Below are 24,401 nucleotides of genomic sequence, written 5' to 3' on the forward strand. Positions count from 1 at the left end.
TTTTTGTTCAAGTCCCCGAAAATCCTTCTAACAGGAATGCTCCTTATTCCCCTAAGTTGATGTTACTTCCCTCTTTTAATCAACTTGCTAACTGCTTTCTTAATTGGTCCGGCAAAAAGGCTTACAAAAATGATTGCCCATAAAACCAAAGCGATTGGAGTGGCAAAGAAGTATGAAAAATCTCCTTTTGACAACATGAAAGCCCTTACAAAATTAGCTTCAGCTATCGGGCCTAAAATAACTGCAAGTACAAAAGGAACAATTGGATAGCCATTTATTCGCATAATCACTCCCATAATTCCAAATACTAACATTAGGAATACATCAAACATAGAATTTGATAAAGCAAAGGAACCAATAGTACACAGGAGCAAAATCGTTGGAACAAGGATAGCAGGCTTAACTCTTGTAATCTGTATCATCGGAGTGGCCAACAGCACCCCAAGGGGCAAGATCAGCAAACTTGCAAGACCAAGTGCCAAAATGACTGCATATGACTCTGCCGCCTGGTCAATCATTACGCGCGGACCTGGGTTTATCCCGTGCAGATAAAACGCAGCAAGCATAATGGCAGCTGTGGAACTGCCTGGTATGCCCAGTGTTAACGTTGGAATCAATGTTCCACTCGCTACTGCACTGTCACAAGCTTCTGAAGCAATAATCCCTTCTGGAGCTCCTTTACCGAATTGTTCTTTATTTTTTGAAGTTTTTTTTGCAATTCCATAACTGATAAAGTTTGAAACGGCTGTTCCTGTGCCAGGAATTGCTCCTATAAATGTTCCCAATATAGAAGCTCTGAATATATCTTTTGGGTATTTTAAGGTTTCAACAACTCCATTGATCACCTCTTTTAAGGAACTGCCTTCAATCTTCTTAATATCTGTATCAATGAGTCTCTTCTTTTTTGACAGGAAGTACATTTCCGTTATACCGAATAATCCGATTAAGATCGGTACGAAGGGAACATTGTCGTATAGTTCAATAAATCCCATCGTAAATCTGCCTTGCCCTAACAAAGGATCCGCTGACATAGCTGCAACTAATAACCCCAAACATGCTGAAATAAGACCGTCTCTAACATTCTCTCCAACAATGGTCGTGATTAAAGTAAGTCCAAATAAAGCGACTAAAAACATCTCGACGGATCCAAACTTAAGGGCAAAAGAAGACATAGGATTAATCACGATTAATACAATGGCAGCTCCTATTACGCCACCTACAGCGGATGCCATCCTTGCAATTCCAATAGCTAATTCTGCCTTTCCTTTTTGGGCCATTGGATACCCATCCAACGCTGTTGCAGCAGCACCCATTGTGCCAGGTGTATTAATCATAATGGCCGGAATAGCTCCTGCAAATTGGGCTCCTGCATAGATGGATGCCATAAAGATAAGGGCAGTCGTTAAGTCAAAGCCTATTGTGAGCGGCAGCAGAATAGCGCAAGCATTTGAAGAAGAAAATCCTGGCAGTGCCCCTGCTATGAATCCAACTGTTAATCCTATGACCAAAAATGATATTGATTCAAAGGTAAACAGAATCGACAATGCTTCTAAAATCGTTTCCACTCCATATTTCACTCCCTTTTATTTAAAAGAAGATTCCTTTTGGCAATTGAATTTGAAGAATATAATCGAAAAGTGTATAGCTTAATGCAATCAGAAGCAGCAGGTTGAAGAGAAGGGTTTTCAAGTCTTTGATCCCTAGTGTGGAAAAAATGGCCAATAAGAAGAAGATCGTGGATACATAAAAGCCTATGATGGAAATTAATTTGGCGTAGATAAACAGGATTAGGAGTGTAAGTAATGGTTTTTTCCACTCAATGATAAGCTGCTTGATGGACACTAAACTATTAGTCTCACTTCCACTCTCCTTTTTACTTGCCAATAAGTTTTTAATTTCTGCGCTCAAAGTCCAAATAAATAACAAGCTTAATACAGCGATTATTCCTTTAGGATAACTGGATGCACCAGAATCCATGTTTCTTATATTGACAAAAAAGGCACTCGTGAAAACGATACCTATAACAGGAAATAATAATTTTTTCAGAACTTGGGAGAAATACATATTGATCACCTCTCGAGGTCTTTTTAAATATTGCCGGAGTTTTTATAATGGTTATTTTATAAATGATTTATCCTTCGAAAGCTCTTCCTGAAGTCTCAAGGCAGAGGAAATAATGTGGTTTTCCAATGTTTTAAGTGCTTTTTCGATTGTACCTGACTTAAAAAAGTTGCAGATGGCCAAATGATCATTCAAAGATTTTTCTAATCTTCCGGATAAGTTCATGGATGAGGCTCTATATCTGAGAGTTAATTCTTCAATATTCTGCAGTGTGGAAATTAAGTAGCTATTACCTGAATTCGTTATGAAAATATCATGAAAACGGATATTTTCATTCATATAGGCTTGGAAGTCTCTATTGTCGATTAAGAGCTGCTGCTTTTCCAGGCTTTCTTCCAATTCGCTAACTGTTTTGTCTGGAGAATGCAGGTAAGAGTTTTTGAGTGCCAGCATTTCAAGATTTAATCTAACTTCATACATTTCCTTTAATTCTTTCACTGAAAGTTGAGAAACAAAAATCCCTTTTCTTGGGGCAATATTAACTAACCCTTTAGCCTCCAGCATCCTCATAGCTTCTCTTACTGGAGCTCTGCTTATCCCTAATTTTTCCGCAACCAATGATTCTACAATCATCTCTCCAGGTTTTAGTTCTCCGCGGATGATGGCATTGTAAATATGATTTTTTACTTGGTCTGAAAGCGTACCTGTTTCAAGCCTGACATTATGATAAAAATCACTTTTGATAACCAAGATCTCCCCCCTTAAGTGTCGACTTTTTGATACCTACAATCGATTGTCGACAATTAGATTTCTTAGTTTTATATGTATTAATGCAACTTTGACAATATTACTAACTAGCAGATATCTTTTTAGGAGCCTTCAAACTGAATCGAGTAGAAGGCGATTCTAATCTCCTCCTCTCACACCACCGGACATACCGTCGGCATACGGCGGTTTGAAAGTGTTTGTAGATAATTGTTTCTTCCCATATCCAGCCGATATTTTTTTCCAAAAGTAACACCAACCAGGACTTTATAAATTTCTCCACAAGAAAAAAGCAGGACCATACTATGACGGACCTGCTTGTTTATGAAACCTCTATTATCAAAATAGAAAGTATATATTTTAGATTAAAACTTCTTTCCATTAGCTTCTTGCATGCTGTAATATCCCAGATTGATTGTCATTAGAAAATATCCACCCAAAATCCCGGCAGCAAAAGCCTCCATTACCATCTGATGTTCGAGTTCATAGAGGATAATCGCACCCAGTACAGCTGCGGCACTCCGATTTAAAAACCCTAAGGAAGGCATCCTTTTCCCGGCAACAATACGTTCTTCAATCTTATTAATGCGCCTGCCTAATACCCACATGCAATATACACTTACAAGTATTCCGATAGCCGCTCCAAAAAAGTGCGTGGAGAATGGTGTTAATACCCAGCCACCTGTTAACACCGGAAAAATATAAAAAGTTATTTGTTTAAGAAATACTTTGAAGGCAAAATGAATCAATGATCTAACTCCTTAATTTTATAATAACTTCAATAGTATCTTTATATAATGATATTTTCAAGAAAAAAGAATCGTCAATTATTAAACTTAGCTAAATTTCCACTTTTTACAAAAGAATTAATAAACTTAGGTAAATTACCAACAAATAAAAATAATTCAGAATGATATGTAAATATAATAATAATACTTTTCAATATTTTCTAAATATTATTAATGTTCATGGAAATATCTGAATAGATAAAAAGAAGAAGTCCCTTTTTTCGGGACTTCTTCTTTTATTTATTCGATTCAAATATCTGTTCTAAGAAACCTCAGTGAATATCCGCTCTCCTAAAGCACACTATCGTAGCAGCGAACCCTGTATAAGCAACAGAGCAATCAAAATTTAAAACCTCCGCAGGATAGGGTCTGCCGCAGGGTATTATTCGCTATGTCCCCCGGACGCCCACAGACACAGTCCCCGATGTTCAGATTTACATGCCATTACGTTCAGTAAGGTTATGACGATCAAAAATATGATTGACGGTACATAGTTTTTCAATACAAGCGTCATAAAGACTATCGGGGTCAACAAAACGAACAGAAGACTTCCACCTATCAAGAATTGTTTGAAAGACTCGATTATCATTAAAGAACTTTAAGCCCTCGAACTGTCCTGCGTGGCCCAATATCAGGGTCAGCCCCCAAGAAACCAGAGTCAGTGGTCGTTTTGCCTACCCATTACTTCCTAGAATACGTATATCTCCCTTTGGTTTACCGTTTAATTAAGATGATCAACCGAAATTTGGGGCTTATAATGTTTTGTTAGATTTAGGTTTTGGTTATTTCACTCATCTGAAATTCTACCTTCAGAATTAATTAAAATGTTTTTGATTTTTCTTTTTCAGGATTAGCTACTGCAAAACTCTTGCTAAAACTCAATCGAGGTATGATCCAGAAAGCAAGCAGCGCTGAAAGAACACCCAGAAGGGCTCCGGCCGCCACGTCTGCTGGATAGTGCACTCCAACATAAATTCGTGAAAAGGCAACCAATATTGCAAGTAAAAGCAACAAACATCCCTCTTTTTTTCTAAATAGCCAAAAAGAAAAACAAACGGAAAAAAACAGGATGGCATGGTCGCTTGGAAATGAATTTCCAACACTTTTTTCAATCAATAAATTAACGTTTTCGAGCTCTGCAAATGGCTGATAATTAGAATAAAACTGTCCGGCAATCTTCCCTGCTATCTCAGCAATTATTAAAGCCAACACGGCATTTATAACCATAAGTCTGTTCCTATTAGTCCTAGAAAACCAGGATATAAGCAAGGCCACTCCTAAAAAATACACCATATACTCTGCCAGGAATACTATGACTGGATTTAAATATTCATGTTGTTTGCCTAAATCATTGATTAAACGAAACATCGATACATTTACATCAGTAAAATTCATTCATCCGTCCCCCTTTTAATTCTTATGAGGAAATTATATACCACATCCTGCCAAGTAATATAACGAATAAATCTTTCAGGACATTACATTTTTGAAAGGTGCGGATAAACCTGCAAGAATACGGAACAAAAGCGGAAGCGCCCTGCTTAAAGGAAGAACGGCCAAGATCGACTCGTCCTGAGGCAACGCCATTATCACCCACATCCTGTGGGACTCCGGCAAGCATAAGACATGTGCTGACAGAAGGCGCTTTTTGCCTTCCCAAGTGATTGGCTTATTACCTCGAGGGGTTGGGCGCTGGAGCTAGAGAAGACTTAATTTCGTTATCCATAACTTTTACTATTTTTATAATTTCCTATCAAAACAAAAAAAGAGCCGAATAGGCTCTAGTCAAAGTATAGTGAAACTGATACTTATAATGGGACAACGCGTTTACTTTTTTAAAAATAACTACAGTTCACTGTGGTTTTTGGTGATCCTTTATGCCATTCCGGACAGACTCTTCTTTGTAACTGCTTTCGGGAACCACCTTTTTAGCTTTCCTTACTAAAGGCAATGTTTCCGGCTGACGGTTGACGACTAGCAATTCCTTCTCTTTCCCGCGCAGCATGATCCTGTCTAATATCTCTTCAACATGATTTGCGAAAGCAGAATTGGAGCGCTGCCTTGGCCTTGGCAGATTGATCAGTTTATTTAAAACTATTTTCCCATCCTCAATCAGAATGACCCTGTCCGCTATTGCAACCGCTTCCTCAACATCATGTGTAACTAAAATTGAAGTGAACTTCTTTTCTTTCCAAATCGTTTCAATCAGATCCTGCATTTCGATTCTGGTTAAAGCATCAAGTGCGCCCAGTGGTTCGTCCAGCAGGAGGATATCCGGCTTATGAACCAGTGCACGGGCCAATGCTACCCTTTGTTTTTGTCCGCCTGAAAGCTTTGCGGGCCAATCCTGCCCCCGCTCCTCCAAGCCGACATTGCGCAACGCCTGCAATGCTTCCATTTTCCAGTTCCCATGAAGCCCTAAACCGACATTATCAATAACACGCTTCCACGGTAGGAGCCTGCCATCCTGAAACATGATCCGGGCATGTTTGTTAAGGCGGTTTAATGCCATCCCGCCTACACAAATCGATCCCCCGTCATATTTCTCCAGCCCGGCCACCAGCCGGAGAAGCGTACTTTTCCCGCAGCCGCTTTTGCCGACAACAGCAACAAATTCGCCAAATTTAATAGTAAGGTTAATCCCATTCAGAACCGGCCGGTTGTTATATGTCTTTTGAACAGCGTCCAATACGATATGGGAGTCAGGTATATGAGATAACAACTGCTCTTCCTCCTCTCCATCTGGCTCTTATGAATTCCATTGAAGCCATTTTCCTTCTACCATTCTGGCTATTACATCTGAAAGCTTTCCAAACAATGCGTATAAAACAATGCTTAATACAATAACATCCATTTGCATGAATTCGCGTGCATTCATCGCCATGTAGCCGATGCCGGAATGTGCAGATATCGTCTCTGCAACAATCAGCGTCATCCACATCACTCCAAGGGAGAAGCGGATTCCGACCAATATGGAAGAAAGAGCTCCTGGAAAAATAATCGTCCAGAATAAAGCTCCTCCCTTTAAACCGTATGCCTGCCCCATCTCAATCAGGTTTTTATCTACAGATTTAATTCCATGGTAGGTATTTATATATACTGGAAACAGTACACCAAGGGCTACAATAAAGATTTTCGATGTTTCATCTATTCCAAACCATAGAATAACCAGCGGAATTAACGCCAGATGCGGGATATTTCTGAGCATCTGGATGGATGTGTCGAAAAACAGCTCGGAAACTTTGGATATGCCGTTAAAGAGTCCGAGCAGAAACCCGATTGTCCCGCCTATCAAAAACCCTGTTAAAGCCCTGCCAAGGCTGATCGAGAGATGGTCCAGCAGCTCTCCTGTTTGGGTGAGTTCTACCGCAGCCTTCAAAACATCCAAAGGCGCCGGAAGGATTCTTGGCGGAATAACGCCCATTGATGCGAAAATCTGCCAGCAAAGCAGAAGAAGGACCGGTACTGCCCAGGGAATGAATACTTTTGCAGCTCCATTTATGCTTGGTTTCATGAGTGTGCTTCCCCTCTATTTATTCTTTTGCCATCCTTTCTTGATCCACAACATCCATTACATTAATCTTTTTCGGGATGATTCCCAGTTCAACATACGTATCGGCTATCTCCTGCTGTTCGCTGATAATTTGTTTAGTCAACTGGTCAAGGCCGTAATCGCGACGCTGTGCTGACTTCAATAAAGATTTCTCATCAATTTTCAGAAGCGGTGATAGCATGGCTACTAATTCATCATGATGTGAATTAGCCCATTCTGCAGATTTTTGAATTTCGTCGATCATAATATCAATCAATTCACTGTTATTCTTTTCGAACTCAGTATTTGCCAAAAAGAAATCCCGGTCTGTTGTCAGTCCTTCTCCATCCTTTAACAAACGGGCATTCGAATGGATTTCTGTATCGGCTGTAAATGGGTCCCATATTGCCCAAGCATCGATATTTCCCTGTTCAAATGCCACACGCGCATCTCCTGGCTGCAGGAATGAAGGCTGAATATCCCCATAGGAAATCCCTGCTTTTTCCAGACCCTTAACCAATAGATAATGAGCGCTGGATCCCTTGGCAAATCCGATTTTCTTGCCTTTTAAATCAGCAAGGGACTTGATTCGGGAGTCTTTATGGACTAATATGCCGCTTCCTTTAAATTTTGATTTTCCCGCTGCTACATAGACAAAAGGGGTGTTAGCGGCCTGGGCAAAGATGGGTGGAGAATCACCGGTGCGGCCAAAGTTAATGCTTCCACCGTTCAACGCCTCCATAAGTGCAGGGCCTGAAGTGAATTCCTTCCATTCCACCTTATACCCTTCCGGCTCCAGCCTCTTTTCAAGCGTTCCTAGGCCTTTTAATATCACAAGGGGACCGTTCTTTTGGTACCCGATCTTAACAACATTTTCTTTTTGCTTTCCAGATTGCTTATCGGTGTTTGTGGTTTTGATTTCAGTTGTGCTTCCGTTACCACTTGCACAGCCTGTAAGGATCAAGCCAGCTGCCAGCAATAAACTTACAATATACATAAACAGAGAATTGCCTTTCTTTCCGCTCATTCATCTCCAACCCTTCTCTCTTTATTGTCATTTCTCTTTGTAGGTTATGTTCGAAAAAAGTCTAGGTTCCTGTCCTTAAATAATAAAAATAGGTACATAATTTAAGCTTTGAACGCAAAAATAGAAAAAGAATGACAAAGGAGGGAATTAAGATGGGTATTTTAAGCGGCAATCCAAAAGAGGAGCCATTGCACGCGGGTGAAGTATATCACCTTTGGACACATCTACTCGGATTAAAAAGCTTTTTAGTAACGCTGGAAATTTTCGCAAATCATACTGGGGATCATGACCTAAAGATTTTTCTTGGGGATTTGAAGGACAACTGCATTAAACAGGAGGAGCAGCAGGTGGAGGCTATTTTAAAAGAAAGCGGCATTCGTCTTCCGCCGGCCCCTCCAGCCCGGCCTAATGTGGAGGTGCAGGATATCCCTGCCGGAGCGCGCTTTAACGATCCTGAGATTGCAGCGTTGGTGACTAAGGATCTTGGGGCAGGGCTGGTCGTTTGCAGCACGATCATGGGGTTATCTATAAGAGAGGATATAGCCCAAATGTTTGGGGATTTCCATACGCAAAAAGCTGAATATGCGTCGAGATTATTAACTATTAATAAAGATAAAGGCTGGCTTGTACCGCCGCCGCTAATGGCAAAAAATTAAAAAAACTTGGTAAAAGGATGTGAACCATCTGTGTCTTCGTCCAAAAGTACTGGTATGTCAATTGCAGCTATCGGTTCGATCCCGTTAATCATGACACTAGGGAATTCTATGTTAATTCCCGTCCTGCCCTCCATGCAAAGTTCATTAAATCTTTCAGCAATGCAGGTAAGTTTAACGATCACGGTATTTTCTGTTGGGGCTGCCATCTTCATTCCCATATTCGGGTATCTTTCTGATCGTTACTCCAGGAAAATTATTATCATTCCTGCCCTAATATTGTACGGGTTAGGCGGCCTTATAGCTGGTTTTGCCGCAACGGCTTTTGCTAATCCCTATACATTAATTCTTATAGGAAGAATTTTGCAGGGGATAGGCGCAGCAGGCACCGCTCCGATTGCCATGGCCCTGGCAGGTGACCTTTTTAAAGGAGGCGAACAAAGCCGTGTGCTGGGAGTTGTAGAGGCGTCCAATGGGTTCGGAAAGGTACTGTCACCAATCCTTGGATCCCTTTTCGGCATCATTGCGTGGTACACTCCCTTCTTTGCATTTCCCGTATTCTGTATCATATCAGTTTTGTTAACATGGTTCTTTATCAAAGAAAAGAAGCATAGACAAGCCCCGCCTCCATTCGCAAAATATGTTTTGAACATTAAGCATGAATTTGCAAAGGACGGAGGATGGCTCATGGCTACCTATATCGCCGGAGCTACCTGTCTATTTACACTTTTTGGAATTCTGTTTTATTTGTCTGATTTATTAGAACAGCAATATGGTATAAACGGTGTAAAAAAAGGACTTATTTTGGCAATTCCATTGCTAGTTATGTGTGCGACATCTTATATAACCGGAAGCAAAATTGCGAAGAATCTGGAATTGATGAAAAAACTTATTATTATTGGTTTTATGGCAATGACTTTTTCTTATGCCATTCTGATTTTTGTCGAGAGCCTGGTTCCCTTTTTATTTATCCTGGTTATAAGCAGCTTTGGAACCGGCTTGATATTACCTTGCGTAAATACCCTTATCACAGGCTCAGTGCAAACAGAAATAAGAGGATTCGTTACTTCTTTGTACAGTTCAGTCAGGTTTTTAGGAGTTGCAATAGGCCCTCCTGTTTTTACCCGCCTGATTGAATGGTCACGGACAGGAATGTTTATTTCCTTAGCCCTTTTAACGTTATTGGTTGGGCTTATTGCACTAACAATGATCCATGTTAAAGGGAAAGACGGAACTCCAAATAAAAACACACCAGTCCGTTACAGATACGTCTAAGATAGCTTCACTTTTTCCGCCATCCAAGGGTATAGGATTGGTAGAAATTAATTTTGCAGATCAAATCGACGATTATTGTTGAAATCCATTGACTTAAAAGTGCCTGGATTATAATCTCCCATTTTATTACCGAAGCAGTAAGAATAAAGATGCAGCCATTTATTAGAAACAACGGTTTTCCCGGCAGGATATTCCTTGAATTAGCAATAATTAAGGCGATTACTCCAACCCCGCCGTTGGAGACTCCTTCTCTTAATAAAATTCCAACTCCGGTTCCAAGAAAAATAGACCCAATAGCCAAATCAATCCAAACATTCCTTGCCGGGACATGAATCGTCTGCTGAAATGCAAAAATGGACAGTGATGTAACTGTGATCGAAAGCATCGTCCATAACGTACTTCGATTGCCTAAATATTTCATGGCCAAAAGCAGCATTGAAAAATTAACAAGCCAAAGTGCAAAACCGATAGGAACGTGGAACCAATAATTTAACAGAACAGACATTCCCCCTGCCCCGCCTGATGGAATTGCATGAGGGAATAAAAACACTCCCATCCCAAATCCCTGAATTGTAGCTCCAGCTATAACAAGTCCATTTTTCCTCCAAAATTTCCACATGTGACCCTACCTATTCTTTTTTAATATTGCAATGAGTTGGTCAAGCCTTCTACATATCCTATTCAAGAATCGCTTATTATATGAGTACCGCTGTCCAATGAAGATTCCGATATTAGCGGGCATGGATTGAAGCTTCTTTACGGGAATGCAGCAGAATAGGATTTATACTTTTGCATAATTACATGGAAACGCCGAAAACTCAGAAACACGGCAAGAAGGAAATGATTGAAGCAAAAAAATACTGATAGGAGACAATGCTCCTGTCAGTAAATTCCCTTAATCTTTATTAATTGTTAATTCTCTATTCTATACTCCTTATCCTTCACACTCCCCTTTAGATAAGTGCGTTCCTTATAGTAAATATCATTATCATTCATCAACATGACCGCAGAACTCCTAGTTCCATAACCCTCCGTTTTAATAAACAGCGGGGAAAGAATGCGTTCCCACTCAAGGGAAACCCCAGTACTTGGCAGATGCTCATCCGGAGCAGGGTCGGCATGTTGAAGAAGGGTCATAAGCTGTTCAACCAAAAATTCATCATTATCACTCAGAACTTTGGACAGCCCTTCCTTGCCCCTGTTTACCTTTGGCCAGTCTGTATTTAACAGATGATTACTCAATCCATAAATGCCTGGTTCCAGCCTTTGAGGATTACCCCCTCTGTTAGAATAATAAAAGAGCTGGTTTTTATCTCCAACAAGCAAATTGTATCCGGCATAGAGGCCAGACTTTTCAGCTGCATACTTAACATATTCGTTTGGAGCCTTCTGGCCTTTCAAAAAATCAGCTACCACTGCACCGCGTGACAGCTTTCCTTCTGTGTTTTCGTTTGGGTCGCGATAATTGGTCAAGGCAGCAAAGCGACCAGATGTAGTGATTCCCATCCATGTGCCCATCTTATCCAAATCCCGTCCCGCCAGAATGTAAGGAAAATCAGTCCAATATTGCGCCTGGGCAGTAGGCCTAAAATAAAATTCATCCCGGTTTGAAGCGACAATTAACTTATATTTTGGATGTGAATGGAACGCGAACAATATTAAACACACTTTTCATCCCAGCTTTCAAATTCTTCTTCTTTCCAATGGATATTTTGGTTACATTTTAAGCAATTATACCTCCGATGAACTCATTACTTTTAATAAAACAATCAAACCTATTTCCCCTTATCCAATTACTGTCTTAAACGCAAAAACCCGATTATCTGCTCTTAAACCCACCACATCTGCGAAGGAGGTTCTTGAATTAGGACAGACTGAAGGTTGGTGACTGCCCGCTTGAATCCTTCTTCAATAGACATAATTGGATCTTCATGTTCAATGCTCACAACGTAATCATAACCATTGGTTCGCAGTGCGCTCATCATATCAGACCATTCCTTCATACTGTGTCCACAGCCAACAGAACGGAAGGACCACGCTCTTGTTCGGACTCCCCCGTACGGCTGCATATCTGTTAAGCCATACATGTTAACATTCTCCTGGTCGATATAAGTGTCCTTTGCATGAAAATGATGGATAGCGTTTTCCTTTGCAAGGATTTTAATGGCTGCAACTGGGTCAATTCCCTGCCACCATAAATGACTCGGATCTAGGTTTGCACCAATAGCATCGCATGTTTCTTCACGCAATTTTAGCAATGTATAAGGTGTATGGACAAGAAAACCGCCATGAAGCTCGAGCCCAATTTTCACATTGTGGTCTTTAGCGTATTGTCCAACCTCCTTCCAGTACGGAATAAGTTTTTCTTCCCATTGCCACTTTAAGACATCTCCATATTCATTTGGCCAAGGCGTTACAGGCCAATTTGGAAATTTAGCTCCTTCATGATCGCCTGCAGTGCCTGAAAAACAGTTCACCACTGACACTCCCAATAGTGATGCAAGTTTAATTGTCTTTAAGAGCGATTGTTGAGACTCTCTAGCAAAGCCTACTTCTGGTGAAATCGGGTTGCCATGGCAGCTGAAGGCACTGATTATTAAATCCCGTGCTTGGATTTCTTGCATAAAATGTGTCCGGGAATCCTCGCTGGCGAGCAGGGCATCCAAATCGCAATGCGCATTCCCCGGATAGCAGCCTGTTCCGATTTCGACTGCGTGCAGCCCTGCTTCCTTTACTGTATCAAGCATTTGCTCAAACGATTTGTCGGAAAATAATACAGTAAATACACCTAATTTCATAGCAGTACTCCTTCCGTGCTTCCTGACTGTCTATTTTCATAGATTGCTTCGATAATTTGTGATACCTGGAGGGCCTCTTCCGGTTTTACGATGAGCGGGGCATTTCGCAGGCAGGCATCAATGAAATTCCGCGCCTGCGGAAGTCCCGGATCCTCTTCACCGGGAATCCATACCGGCTGGCTATTTACCAGCATGCCGTTTTCAGTCTTATAAAGCTCGAGAGGGAACACACTTAGCCCTCCATCCACGCCTGAAATACTGACATGTTCATGGTCTTCTTTTATATTCGCAGCCCATGAAGTTTCAAACAGCATGGAGGCTCCGTTTGCAAATTTAATATAAGCAGTAACATGATCGTCGACATTAAAGCTTTCATGGTCAAAATGGCCCCAAAGGTTAACCTGGCCCGACATCCTGCTTAACATGTTATACGTGCTGCCTACAACATCTGTTGTTTTGGGATTGCCCATCAGCCAAAGGGCTAAATCAAGAAGATGGCATCCATAATCAATCAAGCTCCCGCCGCCCTGCAGCCCCTTGTTTGTAAATACACCCCAACCCGGAACTTTGCGGCGGCGCAATGCCTGAACCCTTGTTACCAGCGGCATGCCAATTTCCTTGATTGCTCTCTTCGCCGCCGCAGATTCCTTCATGAAACGGTAGTGATACGCTATAGCAAGAACCTTCTCTGCCTTTTGTGCGGCGGCGATCATCGTTTCACATTCCACAGTACTAAGAGCCATTGGCTTTTCACACATTACATGGACTCCTGCTTCTAAAGCGGCTATAGTAATTTCAGCATGAAACTTATTAGGAGTACATATGCAAACAGCATCGACTTCTGGGAACATCTCCTCATACTTTTCAAACACTAAGGGAATATTAAAAGTTTCAGCTGTCTCTTTCGCCCGTGCAAAATTTACATCGCTTAGAGCAGTAATCGTACACTGGTCACTTAGTTTGAGAAAAGCCGGAATATGTCTGGACTGTGCAATTCCGCCTGCTCCAATGATCCCTATTCGCAGTTTTGTCACAGCCGCTCAGCCCCTACATTAACAATCTGTTTTGATTCATTTGAGTCCAATGCTGCTAAAATCACTTTCAGTGATTTCATTCCCTCTTCTCCTGGTACAGGCGGTTCTTTATCCAGTAAAATGGAGTCAATAAATTTCTCAATTACATGAGAATTATTTTGTCCCCCATCATCATTCGATTGAATTTTGCCAAGCTGATAGCTGACTATATCGCCGTTCGCATACTGAACAACTAATGAGTTTATTGGATCGTCCTCTAAACGGAGTATTGCTTTCTCCCCATAAATGATCGTGGAGTTATCTTCCTTGCTTACATAAGCCCAGCTTGCAGCAAGTGTGCCAATGATTCCGCTTTCAGTCTTTAAAACACAAACCGCGTTATCATCCACATCCGCGAAATCTTTTGCACTTGTTTCCACAAATGCAGCCACCTCTGTGATTTCTTCACCAAGAATGTAACGAAGCAGATCTGTCTTATGGACGCCTAAATCGCCCATCGCTCCGACGAAAGCTTTTTCTTTTTGAAAGAACCATCCGCCTTTTCCTTCAACACTCCAGCCTTCAGGGCCACCGTGGCCAAATGATGTTCGGAAGCTATAAATTTTCCCTGCTTCGCCGCTCTCAATGAGCTGTCGCGCTTTTTGATGGGAAGGCACAAAGCGCTGATTATGGGCGATCATTAGCTTTTTACCATTTGCTTTAGAAGCCGCTATCATTGCTTCCGCTTCCTTAACGGATGTCGCCATTGGCTTTTCACAAAGAACATGAAGTCCTGCATTTAAAGCTTCAATTGAAATCGGCGCATGTAGATAGTTCGGTGTACAAACGCTGACTGCATCCACTAATCCGCTTCCCAGTAATTCTTCATAACTAGTGAAAGCCTTAACGCTATATTTATCTGCCACTTTTTGTGCTCGTTCTTCAACATTGTCATAAACAGCTGCAAGCTCAACTGCCTCATTCGCTGCATATTCCGGCAAATGCCGATGCTGTGCTATACTGCCGCATCCAATAACTCCCACTCTGATCTTTTCCATTATTGTCCTTCCCCCTTTTTCTCTTTTATCTCTTCCAATGGCTGTGCATTTCCATAAACAGGCTGCTCACGTTTAACAGGCTGAGCCCATTTTACTGCATTTATGATAACCCGTTGAATTTGCTCATTATGATAAGTTGGATATGTTTCATGGCCTGGGCGAAAATAAAATACTTTTCCGTTGCCTCTTTTAAAGGTGCATCCGCTTCGGAATACCTCGCCACCTTCAAACCAGCTTGTGAAAATCAGTTCATCAGGTGCCGGGATATCAAAATGCTCCCCATACATTTCTTCTTTTTCCAATTCGATATATTCGCCAACGCCTTCCGTAATTGGATGGCTCGGGCTTATTACCCAAAGGCGTTCTTTTTCATTGGCTTCCCGCCATTTTAAATCACAGCTGGTACCCATTAATGTTTTAAAGATTTTGGAGAAGTGGCCCGAATGGAGAACAATAAGGCCCATTCCGTCAAGGATGCACTGCTGTACTTTCTTAACGATTTCGTCTCTTACTTCGTCATGAGCAAGATGGCCCCACCAAATTAATACATCGGTGTTTGCAAGAATTTCATCTGTTAAGCCATTCTCTGGCTGATCAAGAGTTGCCGTACCTGCATCAAATCCTTCTGCCTTTAAAAATTCAGCAATCGTACCATGGATGCCATCAGGATAAATATCCCTTACAGCCGGATTTTTTTGCTCGTGACGGTTTTCATTCCATACCGTTACCTTTAACATGACGAATACACTCTCCTTTAATTAGCTCAATCTACTACTCTATTTTAAAGTACCCAAAAACTCATGAAACTGCTTATATTTCCGAGAGGGATGGAAGAAATTGAACTAATTTTTACCCAAAATTCATTTGTGTAATACCTTTTACTTTATTAAACACTTGACGAAAATATTAATCATACTGGTATCCTACGAAACTAGCGATCTCATATTCATTTGGCTGTTATTAGAAAAGTTTATCCTTATTGATCCAGACCTTAATCAGATAAAGTGTAATATTTCAACAGCTGTACCGTAAAGAACAAAAAGAAGCTTAAGAAGGCCGGCTTATTCTCCCTCTTAGTCGGGCCAGCCTTTTTAACTTTAACCTTAACATTGATAGTTTTAGTACCCTTCTTTCGTGCATTTATGCGTTTACCGAGTGGACATGGAAAGAAAAATTAGAAAATCAATCTAATGTTAGATTGTAAGGCACACTTAATCTAATGAATTTGGAAAGTAAAGTCTACGGGCAGCTGCAAAACCTTGAAGGCTATGGATTTACTTTTTAACATAGATAGGTAGGTCATCATATATACAAAGAAAAATTTTTGTCTTTGATCAGAGAAGAAAGTTTAAAGTCGAAAAAATAAAAAAATTGAAAAATTATAACGAATAGGAATATACTATAACTTTAGTAAGCTTTATATTTAACATACGGAGGTCAGAATTGTGAAAAAGTCTTTCATTCTTTTTTGTAGTATTCTAGTAGTATTTTCCTTTGTCTTAGCTGCCTGCGGAAAACAAGGCACCGAAGAAGCCGGAAAAAGCAGTTCCGAAAAGGAATCTAAATCAGACTCAGTGAATATTGGAATGCTAAAATTAACTAGCTCGGCACCGCTGTTTATTGGAATAGAAAAAGGGTTTTTCAAAGAGGAAAACATAGACGCCAAGGCGCAATGGTTTGAGGCTGCCCAGCCGATAGCAGTTGCAACAGCAGGAGGAAGTGTTGAAGTTGGAGCAACAGGAATAACAGCAAGCCTTTACAATATGGTTGCTGGCGGGCAAAAGCTTGTGATTGTAGCCGATAAGGGAAGAGAGCAGGAGGGTTACTCATCTTCTGCTATTTTAGTACCCTCTGATTCATCGATTAAAAGCGTTGAAGAATTAAAGGGCAAAAAAATTGGTATCACTCAAACCGGTTCTACCTATCATTATATGGTTGGCAGAGTAATCGAAAACTATGGATTAGGATTAGGCGATATTGAAGTCGTTCCCCTTAACAGTATAAAAGGGCTTATGGAATCGTTAAAAAGCAAGCAGGTGGATGCAGTTTTACTAAACGAGCCGAATATTACCTCCGTAGTTAACGAGGGTTACGGCAAGGTCATCTCCCAGGTAGGAGAAGAAATTCCATACCAGACATCCGGGGTCTTTTTCTCTCCGAAATTCGCGGATAATAAAGATGCCGCTGTCCGATTCTTGAAGGCGTATGCAAAAGCTACCCGTTACTATTATGATGCGGTCCTGACGAAAAAAGACGGAAAGCTAGTACCCGGGGAAAATTATGATGAAGTTATTGATATTATTGCGAAGTATACAGATCAGGAGCCAGATGTAATAAAGCAAGGACTGCCGTATATGGACCGCGATGGCAAGCTCCTCGAGGAAGATATCAAGACACAGGTGGACTGGTACGCGAAAGAAAAGTTAATTGACAAAGCGATTGATACAAAAGAGATTGTAAATACAGAGTTGTTGGAAGAAGCTTTAAAGGAATAAGGGAAGTGACAGCATGAGAATTGTCGTTGAGAACGTAGCAAAAACGTTTATTGATTCAAAACGAGAAGTGACTGCGCTGCAGAATATCAATTTTGCCATTGAAGAGCAAGAATTTGTTGTTCTTGTAGGACCAAGCGGCTGCGGTAAATCAACTCTGCTCAATATTGTTGGCGGGTTAATGTCTCCAACCGATGGATTGGTTTATTTTGAAGGTACCAATCAAAAACAGCCGAATTTAGCCATCGTTTTTCAGGAAATAGCTTTATTTCCATGGCGAAATGTGTTTGAAAATGTTGTCTATGGTCTTGAGGAACAAGGAGCCAGTAAACAAGAAATCCAGGAAAAGGGCCAGCATTATATAGATATGGTCGGTTTAAATGGTTTTGAGAAGGCTTATCCCAAACAATTATCGGGCGGAATGAAGCAAAGGGCCGGGATTGCAAGAGCCCTTTCGGTAGAACCGGATTTGCTGCTGATGGACGAACCCTTTTCTGCGCTTGATGCACAAACCCGTACTCTGATGCAGGAAGAGCTGCTGACGATATGGAACCGAACGAAGCTGAGTACTTTATATGTCACCCACAATATCCAAGAAGCTGTCTATTTGGCTGACCGGGTAATTGTTTTGTCCAGACATCCAGGGACAATCAAAGAAATCATTCGAATCGATATGCCAAAGACCGGAAGAGATAGCGAACAGAATAGAGAGCAATTCGAGAAGTATTCTAATCAAATCTGGGATCTCATTCGCCATGATGCCCAAGAAGCGCTGCTGGAGGGTTGAAATGATGACTGAACCTAGACAAACCATTACAAATCGTGTTGCATTTCTTGAACAGAGGATTCCAAAGTATGCATCTGTACTTGGTATAACAGGCTTGTTGTTACTTTGGGAGATTATTTGCCGATTAAATATTGTTCCTCCTCTGTTTTTACCAGCACCATCTGCCATTTTAACTGATGCATGGGAGATGATTGCCACTGGTGAATTGTTCAAGAACCTTTTTGCCAGCCTGTACCGTGTCGGAATTGGTTATGCACTTGGCGCGGTTCTTGGGATTGTCATCGGATTAATTCTCGGTTTCTCCAGGTGGACAGACGCAATTGTCACTCCAATTGTGTATTCCATTTACCCGATACCTAAAATCGCTCTTTTGCCTTTAATCATTTTGTGGCTTGGGATTGGTGAAATGCCAAAGGTCACAATTATTGCTCTGGGAGTATTTTTCCCTGTTGTGATTAATACGTTTTCAGGGGTAAAAAATGTAGATCCAATCCTTATCAAAGCAGCCGTGACATTCGGTTCGAGTCATGCAAATGTGATTCGAAAGGTCATATTGCCTGGTTCCCTGCCAATGATATTTGCGGGCTTAAAGCTTGCAGCAGGAACATCGCTGCTGCTGCTCGTTTCGGCTGAAATGATCGCTGCCCAGCAAGGGATTGGCGCAATGGTATTGCATTATGGAAATTTAATGATTACAACGAAACTCATGGTCGGTGTGCTGCTGCTCTCCTTGCTTGGTTTGCTGTTTAACAGGGGACTACAGTGGCTGGAGAATAAACTTCTGCCATGGAAATAATTTAGCATTCTGCCCATCTTTAAATAAATTCATAAATTCATGCATGCAAAAAGAGGCTGTTCCCAAAAATGATTTTTGGGGATGCCTCTTTTTTTCATTGGGAGAATTCTTATGAAACGTTAAAGTTCCACAGAAATTCAAAGATAATTTCGTTAAAACAATGTAGTTACCAAATGACAGCAGAGTTTTATCATTCCAGCAATAAAGGAAGCCTGACACCAGCCTTCCTTTATTGCATCTTATGATCTCTCTCATAATAGAGAATTAGAGGCAAGTTCATGCCGAAGCCCTTCGCTTTTTCGGATAACTATTAAAAATTCTTTTTTTGAATACCTTTCCGCTCATGCATGCATTTTGTTCTCTTCCTTTTTGAAGAAACTCTTCATTGCATGAAATACGTCTGATTTCTGCTTGAGGATATAATAGCGGAATTTTTCATTGTTGATGTTTTTGTAGGCACCCATCAAGGTAGAGTGGCGGTTATATTGGTTAACTTCACCGTATCCAAACATATTTGATACTTTCATCAGCTGTTCAACAAGTTTTACACATCTGGCATTATCTGACGTTAGATTATCCCCGTCAGAAAAATGGAATGGATAGATATTAAATTTGGATGGACTGTATTTACCCTCTACTAATTCAAGTGACTTTCGATACACGGATGAACAGATGGTTCCACCGCTTTCTCCCTTCGAGAAGAAGTCTTCTTCGGATACAACCTTTGCTTCTGTATGGTGAGCAATGAATTCGATTTCGACTGTTTCATATTTGGTGCGAAGGAAACGGGTCATCCAGAAGAAAAAGCTGCGGGCCATATATTTTTCCCATAGTCCCATACTGCCTGACGTATCCATCATCGCCAGCACGACGGCTTTTGAATCCGGCTTTACTACTTCATTCCAGGTCTTGAATTTTAAGTCTTCCGGGTAGATTGGATGAAAGCCCGGAGTGCCGCTCATTGCATTGCGTTTGAATGCTGACATCATTGTTTTCTTTTTATCAATATTTCCCATTAAACCTGTTTTGCGGATATCGTTAAATTCAATATTCTCCACCTGATGTTCGTCGTTTTCTTTTCGCTGCAAATTAGGCAGCTCCAGCTGGCTGAATAGAGCTTCCTCAATTTCAAGCATCGAAACTTCTGCTTCATAGTAGTCTTCTCCAGCTTGGTCTCCTGCCCCTTGGCCTTTTCCGGGACCTTTTTGCTGTGAAGGTGAGCCATCACGAGCCACTACATCTCCAACCTTGCTCTCCCCGTCTCCCTGGCCAACATGTTTGTTTTTATCATAGTTATACCGTATTTTATATTCATCTAACGACCGAATCGGAATCTTTACAACATCGCGGCCATTGGACATGATAATGCTTTCCTCAGAAATTAAATCCGGCAGATTATTTTTGAGGGCTTCCTGTACCTTTTCTTGATGGCGCTGCTGATCGTCGTAGCCTTTGCGGTGGAGGGACCAATCTTCCTTAGAAATCACAAACTGATGATTATTCGCATCCGACATATTTCTTCCCCTCCTAAAAAAATTTTTTCACACAAATTTTAATCCATTAGCATACAATATCGAGTGTCCAAAATTCCCAGTTCCAATAACAATTCCTTTATTCTATAAACATCCAGTGGTAAAGTCCTAATTCCTTAAAGGTTCGAATGATAAAGGATTGTATTACTCTATCTTATGCGGCAGATGCAGAATAATTTACAAATTATTTAGACAATGGGACATGCACAAGTGATTTGGACAAGCACATTTCTTCTTATCCTGTTATTCTAGAATAAAAACCACGTTTAGAAAGCTTTACTGCGTTTTCTTCCTTTCTCTGTTACTCGACTTCTGCTCTTCATATTTTCTCCATATTAAAAGCCTCCGCAAATTTCGCGAAGGCAGTTACTTTGTCTCGATTTCATGCTGTACAGGGTCAGGTCTCTTATCCCATTGCTTCAGTTCTGCGTTTGTTCGTAGATTTTCCATCTGCTTACCGAGGTTTTTCATTTCATCCAAATCCTTGGCCATGGAGCTGTTTTCCGGTACAAAATCCTTTTTTACTTCCTTCTCCATATAATCACCTCTAAATTGTATATACCCGCTATTTTAAAACAGAAACCAGTTGTCGGACTTTATTTGAAAATTAAGGAAGCAACTTCAGGTACCGTGATTCAGACACTCGAGTCCCTATTGAATGGAATAAACGGCATTGAAAGGGTTCTAGTGAACGTTGAAGACGGAGAAGTGAAATTCGAATATCGTTCTGCTATTGTAACCTTTGAGCAAATTGTAGAACTCTTCGAAAATAATGGGCTACATATCCGGAAATAAAAACACACGGGAGATGGCAACATCAGGATCTCCTTTTTTCTATTTGAGGATAAGATAAAAAAGAATGTGATACGATTACATGGCTGCTCATATCGAATAACTAGTTCTTGCAAGATTGTTCCAGTATTCGGTTCATTGCATAAGTTTTTATTAAATGATAGTTGTATCCTTTGTCGCCGTATGGTTGGCGCGTTTCAAACCACTTATAAATTTTGATATAAAATATGTCAAACAATCTTTTCATTAGTTAATGAAAAAAAGCCCCGGTCTCAGTTCAAACCGGAAGGCCTCCATCTCTTAACTTGGGTTCACTTCGTCCAAAGATAAGGTAGTAACACTCGTATATTCCCCTTTTTTAATATCCTCTTCTGTAGCCTGCTTATCAAATTCCTCATGGTCATCAATTCCAGGGGCTACCATGTTATCAAGGTTCTGTTCATCTTTTTTCTTCATAAATGGCTCATCTCCTTTTAGCATTACAATCCCCCGAAGCTTTAAAGGATATACAGGTCCAAGTATTGCCGATAAACCACCCTTTCTTATAAACAATAAACACCCTGCCAGCTTTGCCGGCAGGGCGAAAACGGTTTGTTTTTCCCCACAATAGTTTATTCAATGGCCGCTATCTGTTTAGCAGACTTCCTACATATCGAAGCAGTTCGTTTGCAGAAGTGGAGTTATAGCCATGTTCATCAATTAACCTTGCCACTACTTCATTTACCTTTTTCAGCTGGCGCTCATCCGGCGTTTTTGTGGAAGTTGTAATTTTTACAACATCCTTTAAATCTGCAAACAGCTTCTTCTGTATGGCTTCACGAAGACGGTCGTGTGAATTATAATCAAATCTCTTGCCTTTACGTGCATATGCGGAAATTCTGATCAAAATCTCTTCACGGAAAGCTTTTTTTGCATTTTCAGATATACCGATTTGTTCTTCTATCGAACGCATTAATTTTTCATCCGGACTAATTTCCTCTCCGGTTAATGGATCGTGGAGCTTCTGTTTATTACAGTACGCTTCCACATTATCCAGATAGTTATCCATAAGCGTTTTAGCAGACTCCTCATAGGAATAAACAAATGCTTTTTGTACTTCCTTCTTGGCGATTGTGTCATATTCCTTTCTCGCCAAAGAGATAAAGTTCAGATAGCGCTCACGAAGCTCAGCAGTGATCGACGGGTGCTGATCCAGCCCTTCTTTAAGAGAACGAAGGACATCCAGTGCATTAATGGATGGAATTTCTTTTCGGATAATTGTGGAAGAAATCCTGTTAATCACATAGCGCGGATCAATTCCGCTCATGCCCTCATCCTGGTATTCCTTCTTCAGTTCATCAATATCTGCTGAATTATAACCTTCTACGCTTTCACCGTTATATAACCTCATTTTCTTTATCAGGTCGATATCGCCTTTTTTCGGATCTTTCAGCCTGGTTAAAATCGTAAACATGGCGGCAACCTTTAAGGTGTGCGGTGCAATATGCACATTGGAAACATCGCTTTCACGGATCATTTTTTCATAAATCTTCTCTTCTTCGGTAACTTTCAAATTATACGGTACTGGCATAACAATTATCCTGGAGTGTAAGGCTTCGTTTTTCTTATTGGATATGAAAGAACGATACTCTGTCTCATTTGTGTGCGCAACGATTAATTCATCCGCAGAAATTAACGCGAAACGGCCAGCCTTGAAATTTCCTTCCTGTGTCAGGGAAAGCAGATGCCACAAAAATTTCTCATCACATTTCAGCATTTCCTGAAACTCCATCATGCCTCGGTTCGCTTTGTTCAGCTCACCATCAAACCTGTATGCCCTTGGATCAGATTCAGAACCATATTCAGCAATCGTTGAAAAGTCGATGCTGCCGGTTAAATCAGCAATATCCTGCGATTTTGGATCGGATGGGCTGAATGTCCCAATTCCCACTCTCTTGTCTTCCGATAGGAAAATTCTTTCCACAATGACATCCTCAATCCGGCCGCCATAATCCTGCTCAAGGCGCATAACATTTAGCGGTGACAAATTCCCCTCGATCCGGATGCCATATTCGTCGTAAAAGTCGTCCCGCAAATAATGGGGTATCAGGTGCAGCGGATCCTCATGCATCGGGCATCCTTTAATAGCATAAATGGCACCATTAGTTTTATGGGAATAGTTTTCAAGACCGCGTTTTAACATAGAAACCAGCGTCGATTTCCCACCGCTGACAGGACCCATTAACAGCAATATTCGTTTGCGGACATCGAGCCTTTTTGCGGCCGGATGAAAATACTCTTCTACTAAACGCTCAAGCGATTCCTCAAGCCCAAACAGCTGGGCGCTGAAAAAATTATACTTTCTTTTTCCATTAACCTCTTCAATACCGGCATCTTTAATCATGTTATATACACGTGAATGTGCTGACTGTGCAACCAATGGCTGTTCTTTGATGATATCCAAATACTCCGCGAAGGTGCCTTCCCACTTCAGCTTGTTCTCTTCTTCCCTGAACTTTTCAATCTTTTTCAAAATATCCATAAAGGAACCTCCCCCTGTAACTTTCAGAGATGATAATATACTGTATGCGCTGAATTCGATAATCATGATAGCGAATAAGTTAAGCACGTTCACATGTTATAAAATCTCCACAGGTTTTCATTCACTCTGTCCAGGGGATAAGGTATAATATCGATATAACTATACAAATTGGGACATTATCGGATAAAGGAGGACTACATAGTGGGTACAATTATTATCATTGGTGTGACAATCGCTTTCCTTGCTGCTATTTTCACTGCTGGATATAACGACAAGCCAGGTGTAAAATAAGAAACTCTCAAACGCCCTGGCAGAGAAATATCGGTAAGATCGCTCGTCCTCACAAAGCTGTCGCTTTTTTTTTCATGTGATGGATCGCTGCCGAAGCATTCCTTGTACTGTGCGTCCGAGCTTTATTTTACCCCATAAAAAAATTTGCTGTTCGCTGGAGTTAGCAACCTGTACTTTTTAAGAGGCTATCCTTTCATATTTTATAACAAAAAAACGGCTG

At 40.9% G+C, this 24,401-nt stretch carries 24 protein-coding genes; 6 read left to right on the forward strand and 18 right to left on the reverse strand.

Annotated elements, in window-relative coordinates; all coding sequences use genetic code 11:
• Positions 1–62: 62 nt before the first annotated feature.
• The 8 genes from D0469_RS02485 to D0469_RS02530 all read right to left on the reverse strand — a co-directional run bounded on the left by D0469_RS02485 (position 63) and on the right by D0469_RS02530 (position 8,173).
• Positions 63–1,565 (reverse strand): tripartite tricarboxylate transporter permease, encoded by a 1,503-nt coding sequence (locus tag D0469_RS02485; RefSeq protein WP_158553327.1) that lies wholly within the window; start codon positions 1,563–1,565, stop codon positions 63–65.
• 22 nt (positions 1,566–1,587) lie between these two features.
• Positions 1,588–2,064, reverse strand: a complete 477-nt coding sequence (locus D0469_RS02490; protein ID WP_117325084.1) for a tripartite tricarboxylate transporter TctB family protein — start codon at positions 2,062–2,064, stop codon at positions 1,588–1,590.
• 51 nt (positions 2,065–2,115) lie between these two features.
• A complete protein-coding gene (locus tag D0469_RS02495; protein ID WP_117325085.1) occupies positions 2,116–2,811 on the reverse strand; it encodes a GntR family transcriptional regulator in 696 nt (231 codons plus the stop codon).
• A gap of 380 nt (positions 2,812–3,191) precedes the next feature.
• Positions 3,192–3,575, reverse strand: coding sequence for an ATP synthase subunit I (locus tag D0469_RS02500; protein WP_117325086.1), 384 nt, complete (start codon positions 3,573–3,575; stop codon positions 3,192–3,194).
• Between the two features lie 858 nt (positions 3,576–4,433).
• Positions 4,434–5,009 carry an undecaprenyl-diphosphatase gene (locus D0469_RS02510; protein ID WP_117325088.1) on the reverse strand — a complete coding sequence of 192 codons (576 nt, stop codon included), beginning with the start codon at positions 5,007–5,009 and terminating at the stop codon, positions 4,434–4,436.
• 457 nt (positions 5,010–5,466) lie between these two features.
• The gene (locus tag D0469_RS02520; RefSeq protein ID WP_233522916.1) at positions 5,467–6,336 is read right to left on the reverse strand and encodes an ATP-binding cassette domain-containing protein; all 870 of its coding nucleotides are present in this window, start codon (positions 6,334–6,336) and stop codon (positions 5,467–5,469) included.
• A gap of 27 nt (positions 6,337–6,363) precedes the next feature.
• Positions 6,364–7,128 carry an ABC transporter permease subunit gene (locus D0469_RS02525; RefSeq protein WP_117325090.1) on the reverse strand — a complete coding sequence of 255 codons (765 nt, stop codon included), beginning with the start codon at positions 7,126–7,128 and terminating at the stop codon, positions 6,364–6,366.
• A gap of 19 nt (positions 7,129–7,147) precedes the next feature.
• Positions 7,148–8,173, reverse strand: coding sequence for a sulfonate ABC transporter substrate-binding protein (locus D0469_RS02530; RefSeq protein ID WP_117325091.1), 1,026 nt, complete (start codon positions 8,171–8,173; stop codon positions 7,148–7,150).
• A gap of 152 nt (positions 8,174–8,325) precedes the next feature.
• Between D0469_RS02530 and D0469_RS02535 the strand changes: the two genes are divergently transcribed.
• Both D0469_RS02535 and D0469_RS02540 read left to right on the forward strand, forming a co-directional pair.
• On the forward strand, positions 8,326–8,829 hold the full coding sequence (locus D0469_RS02535) for a DUF3231 family protein (RefSeq protein WP_117325092.1): 504 nt from the start codon (positions 8,326–8,328) through the stop codon (positions 8,827–8,829).
• Positions 8,830–8,883: 54 nt separating this feature from the next.
• A complete protein-coding gene (locus D0469_RS02540; RefSeq protein WP_117325116.1) occupies positions 8,884–10,101 on the forward strand; it encodes an MFS transporter in 1,218 nt (405 codons plus the stop codon).
• Between the two features lie 7 nt (positions 10,102–10,108).
• Here the strand turns inward: D0469_RS02540 and D0469_RS02545 are convergent, their stop codons facing one another.
• The 6 genes from D0469_RS02545 to D0469_RS02570 all read right to left on the reverse strand — a co-directional run bounded on the left by D0469_RS02545 (position 10,109) and on the right by D0469_RS02570 (position 15,707).
• Positions 10,109–10,720 carry a YitT family protein gene (locus D0469_RS02545; RefSeq protein ID WP_117325093.1) on the reverse strand — a complete coding sequence of 204 codons (612 nt, stop codon included), beginning with the start codon at positions 10,718–10,720 and terminating at the stop codon, positions 10,109–10,111.
• Between the two features lie 293 nt (positions 10,721–11,013).
• The gene (locus tag D0469_RS02550; RefSeq protein ID WP_117325094.1) at positions 11,014–11,769 is read right to left on the reverse strand and encodes an NRDE family protein; all 756 of its coding nucleotides are present in this window, start codon (positions 11,767–11,769) and stop codon (positions 11,014–11,016) included.
• A 161-nt stretch (positions 11,770–11,930) separates the two neighbouring features.
• Entirely contained in the window at positions 11,931–12,899 is a 969-nt protein-coding gene (locus tag D0469_RS02555; RefSeq protein WP_117325095.1) for a sugar phosphate isomerase/epimerase family protein, read from the reverse strand.
• Complete coding sequence (locus tag D0469_RS02560; protein ID WP_199478311.1) at positions 12,896–13,933, reverse strand: Gfo/Idh/MocA family protein; 1,038 nt, start codon at positions 13,931–13,933, stop codon at positions 12,896–12,898. The genes D0469_RS02555 and D0469_RS02560 overlap by 4 nt, the downstream gene beginning before the upstream one ends.
• The gene (locus D0469_RS02565; RefSeq protein WP_117325096.1) at positions 13,930–14,970 is read right to left on the reverse strand and encodes a Gfo/Idh/MocA family protein; all 1,041 of its coding nucleotides are present in this window, start codon (positions 14,968–14,970) and stop codon (positions 13,930–13,932) included. Before D0469_RS02565 ends, D0469_RS02560 begins: the two co-directional genes overlap by 4 nt.
• Positions 14,970–15,707 (reverse strand): ThuA domain-containing protein, encoded by a 738-nt coding sequence (locus D0469_RS02570; protein WP_117325097.1) that lies wholly within the window; start codon positions 15,705–15,707, stop codon positions 14,970–14,972. The genes D0469_RS02565 and D0469_RS02570 overlap by 1 nt, the downstream gene beginning before the upstream one ends.
• A gap of 708 nt (positions 15,708–16,415) precedes the next feature.
• On the opposite strand from D0469_RS02570, the gene D0469_RS02580 reads away from it, so the two are divergent.
• Genes D0469_RS02580 through D0469_RS02590 form a run of 3 tightly spaced genes read left to right on the forward strand, consistent with a single transcriptional unit; the run spans position 16,416 to position 19,045 of the window.
• The gene (locus tag D0469_RS02580; RefSeq protein ID WP_117325098.1) at positions 16,416–17,465 is read left to right on the forward strand and encodes an ABC transporter substrate-binding protein; all 1,050 of its coding nucleotides are present in this window, start codon (positions 16,416–16,418) and stop codon (positions 17,463–17,465) included.
• 13 nt (positions 17,466–17,478) lie between these two features.
• Positions 17,479–18,249 carry an ABC transporter ATP-binding protein gene (locus D0469_RS02585; protein ID WP_117325099.1) on the forward strand — a complete coding sequence of 257 codons (771 nt, stop codon included), beginning with the start codon at positions 17,479–17,481 and terminating at the stop codon, positions 18,247–18,249.
• Position 18,250: 1 nt separating this feature from the next.
• Positions 18,251–19,045: an ABC transporter permease gene (locus D0469_RS02590; RefSeq protein WP_233522917.1), complete on the forward strand. Its 795-nt coding sequence runs from the start codon at positions 18,251–18,253 to the stop codon at positions 19,043–19,045.
• Between the two features lie 341 nt (positions 19,046–19,386).
• Here D0469_RS02590 and yhbH read toward each other — a convergent pair whose 3' ends face one another.
• Together yhbH and D0469_RS21300 are read right to left on the reverse strand one after the other, a co-directional pair.
• The gene (gene yhbH / locus D0469_RS02595; RefSeq protein ID WP_117325100.1) at positions 19,387–20,559 is read right to left on the reverse strand and encodes a sporulation protein YhbH; all 1,173 of its coding nucleotides are present in this window, start codon (positions 20,557–20,559) and stop codon (positions 19,387–19,389) included.
• A gap of 384 nt (positions 20,560–20,943) precedes the next feature.
• Positions 20,944–21,114, reverse strand: coding sequence for a hypothetical protein (locus D0469_RS21300; protein ID WP_199478313.1), 171 nt, complete (start codon positions 21,112–21,114; stop codon positions 20,944–20,946).
• Positions 21,115–21,177: 63 nt separating this feature from the next.
• Between D0469_RS21300 and D0469_RS20815 the strand changes: the two genes are divergently transcribed.
• Positions 21,178–21,372 (forward strand): hypothetical protein, encoded by a 195-nt coding sequence (locus tag D0469_RS20815; RefSeq protein ID WP_142919148.1) that lies wholly within the window; start codon positions 21,178–21,180, stop codon positions 21,370–21,372.
• A gap of 297 nt (positions 21,373–21,669) precedes the next feature.
• On the opposite strand, the gene D0469_RS02600 is transcribed toward D0469_RS20815, so the two are convergent.
• Positions 21,670–21,921, reverse strand: coding sequence for a hypothetical protein (locus tag D0469_RS02600; protein ID WP_117325101.1), 252 nt, complete (start codon positions 21,919–21,921; stop codon positions 21,670–21,672).
• A gap of 73 nt (positions 21,922–21,994) precedes the next feature.
• Positions 21,995–23,890: a PrkA family serine protein kinase gene (locus D0469_RS02605; protein ID WP_117325102.1), complete on the reverse strand. Its 1,896-nt coding sequence runs from the start codon at positions 23,888–23,890 to the stop codon at positions 21,995–21,997.
• Positions 23,891–24,401: the final 511 nt, after the last annotated feature.

The organism is Peribacillus saganii, assembly GCF_003429095.1.
In the GTDB taxonomy this organism is placed as follows: Bacteria; Bacillota; Bacilli; order Bacillales; family DSM-1321; genus Peribacillus; species Peribacillus saganii.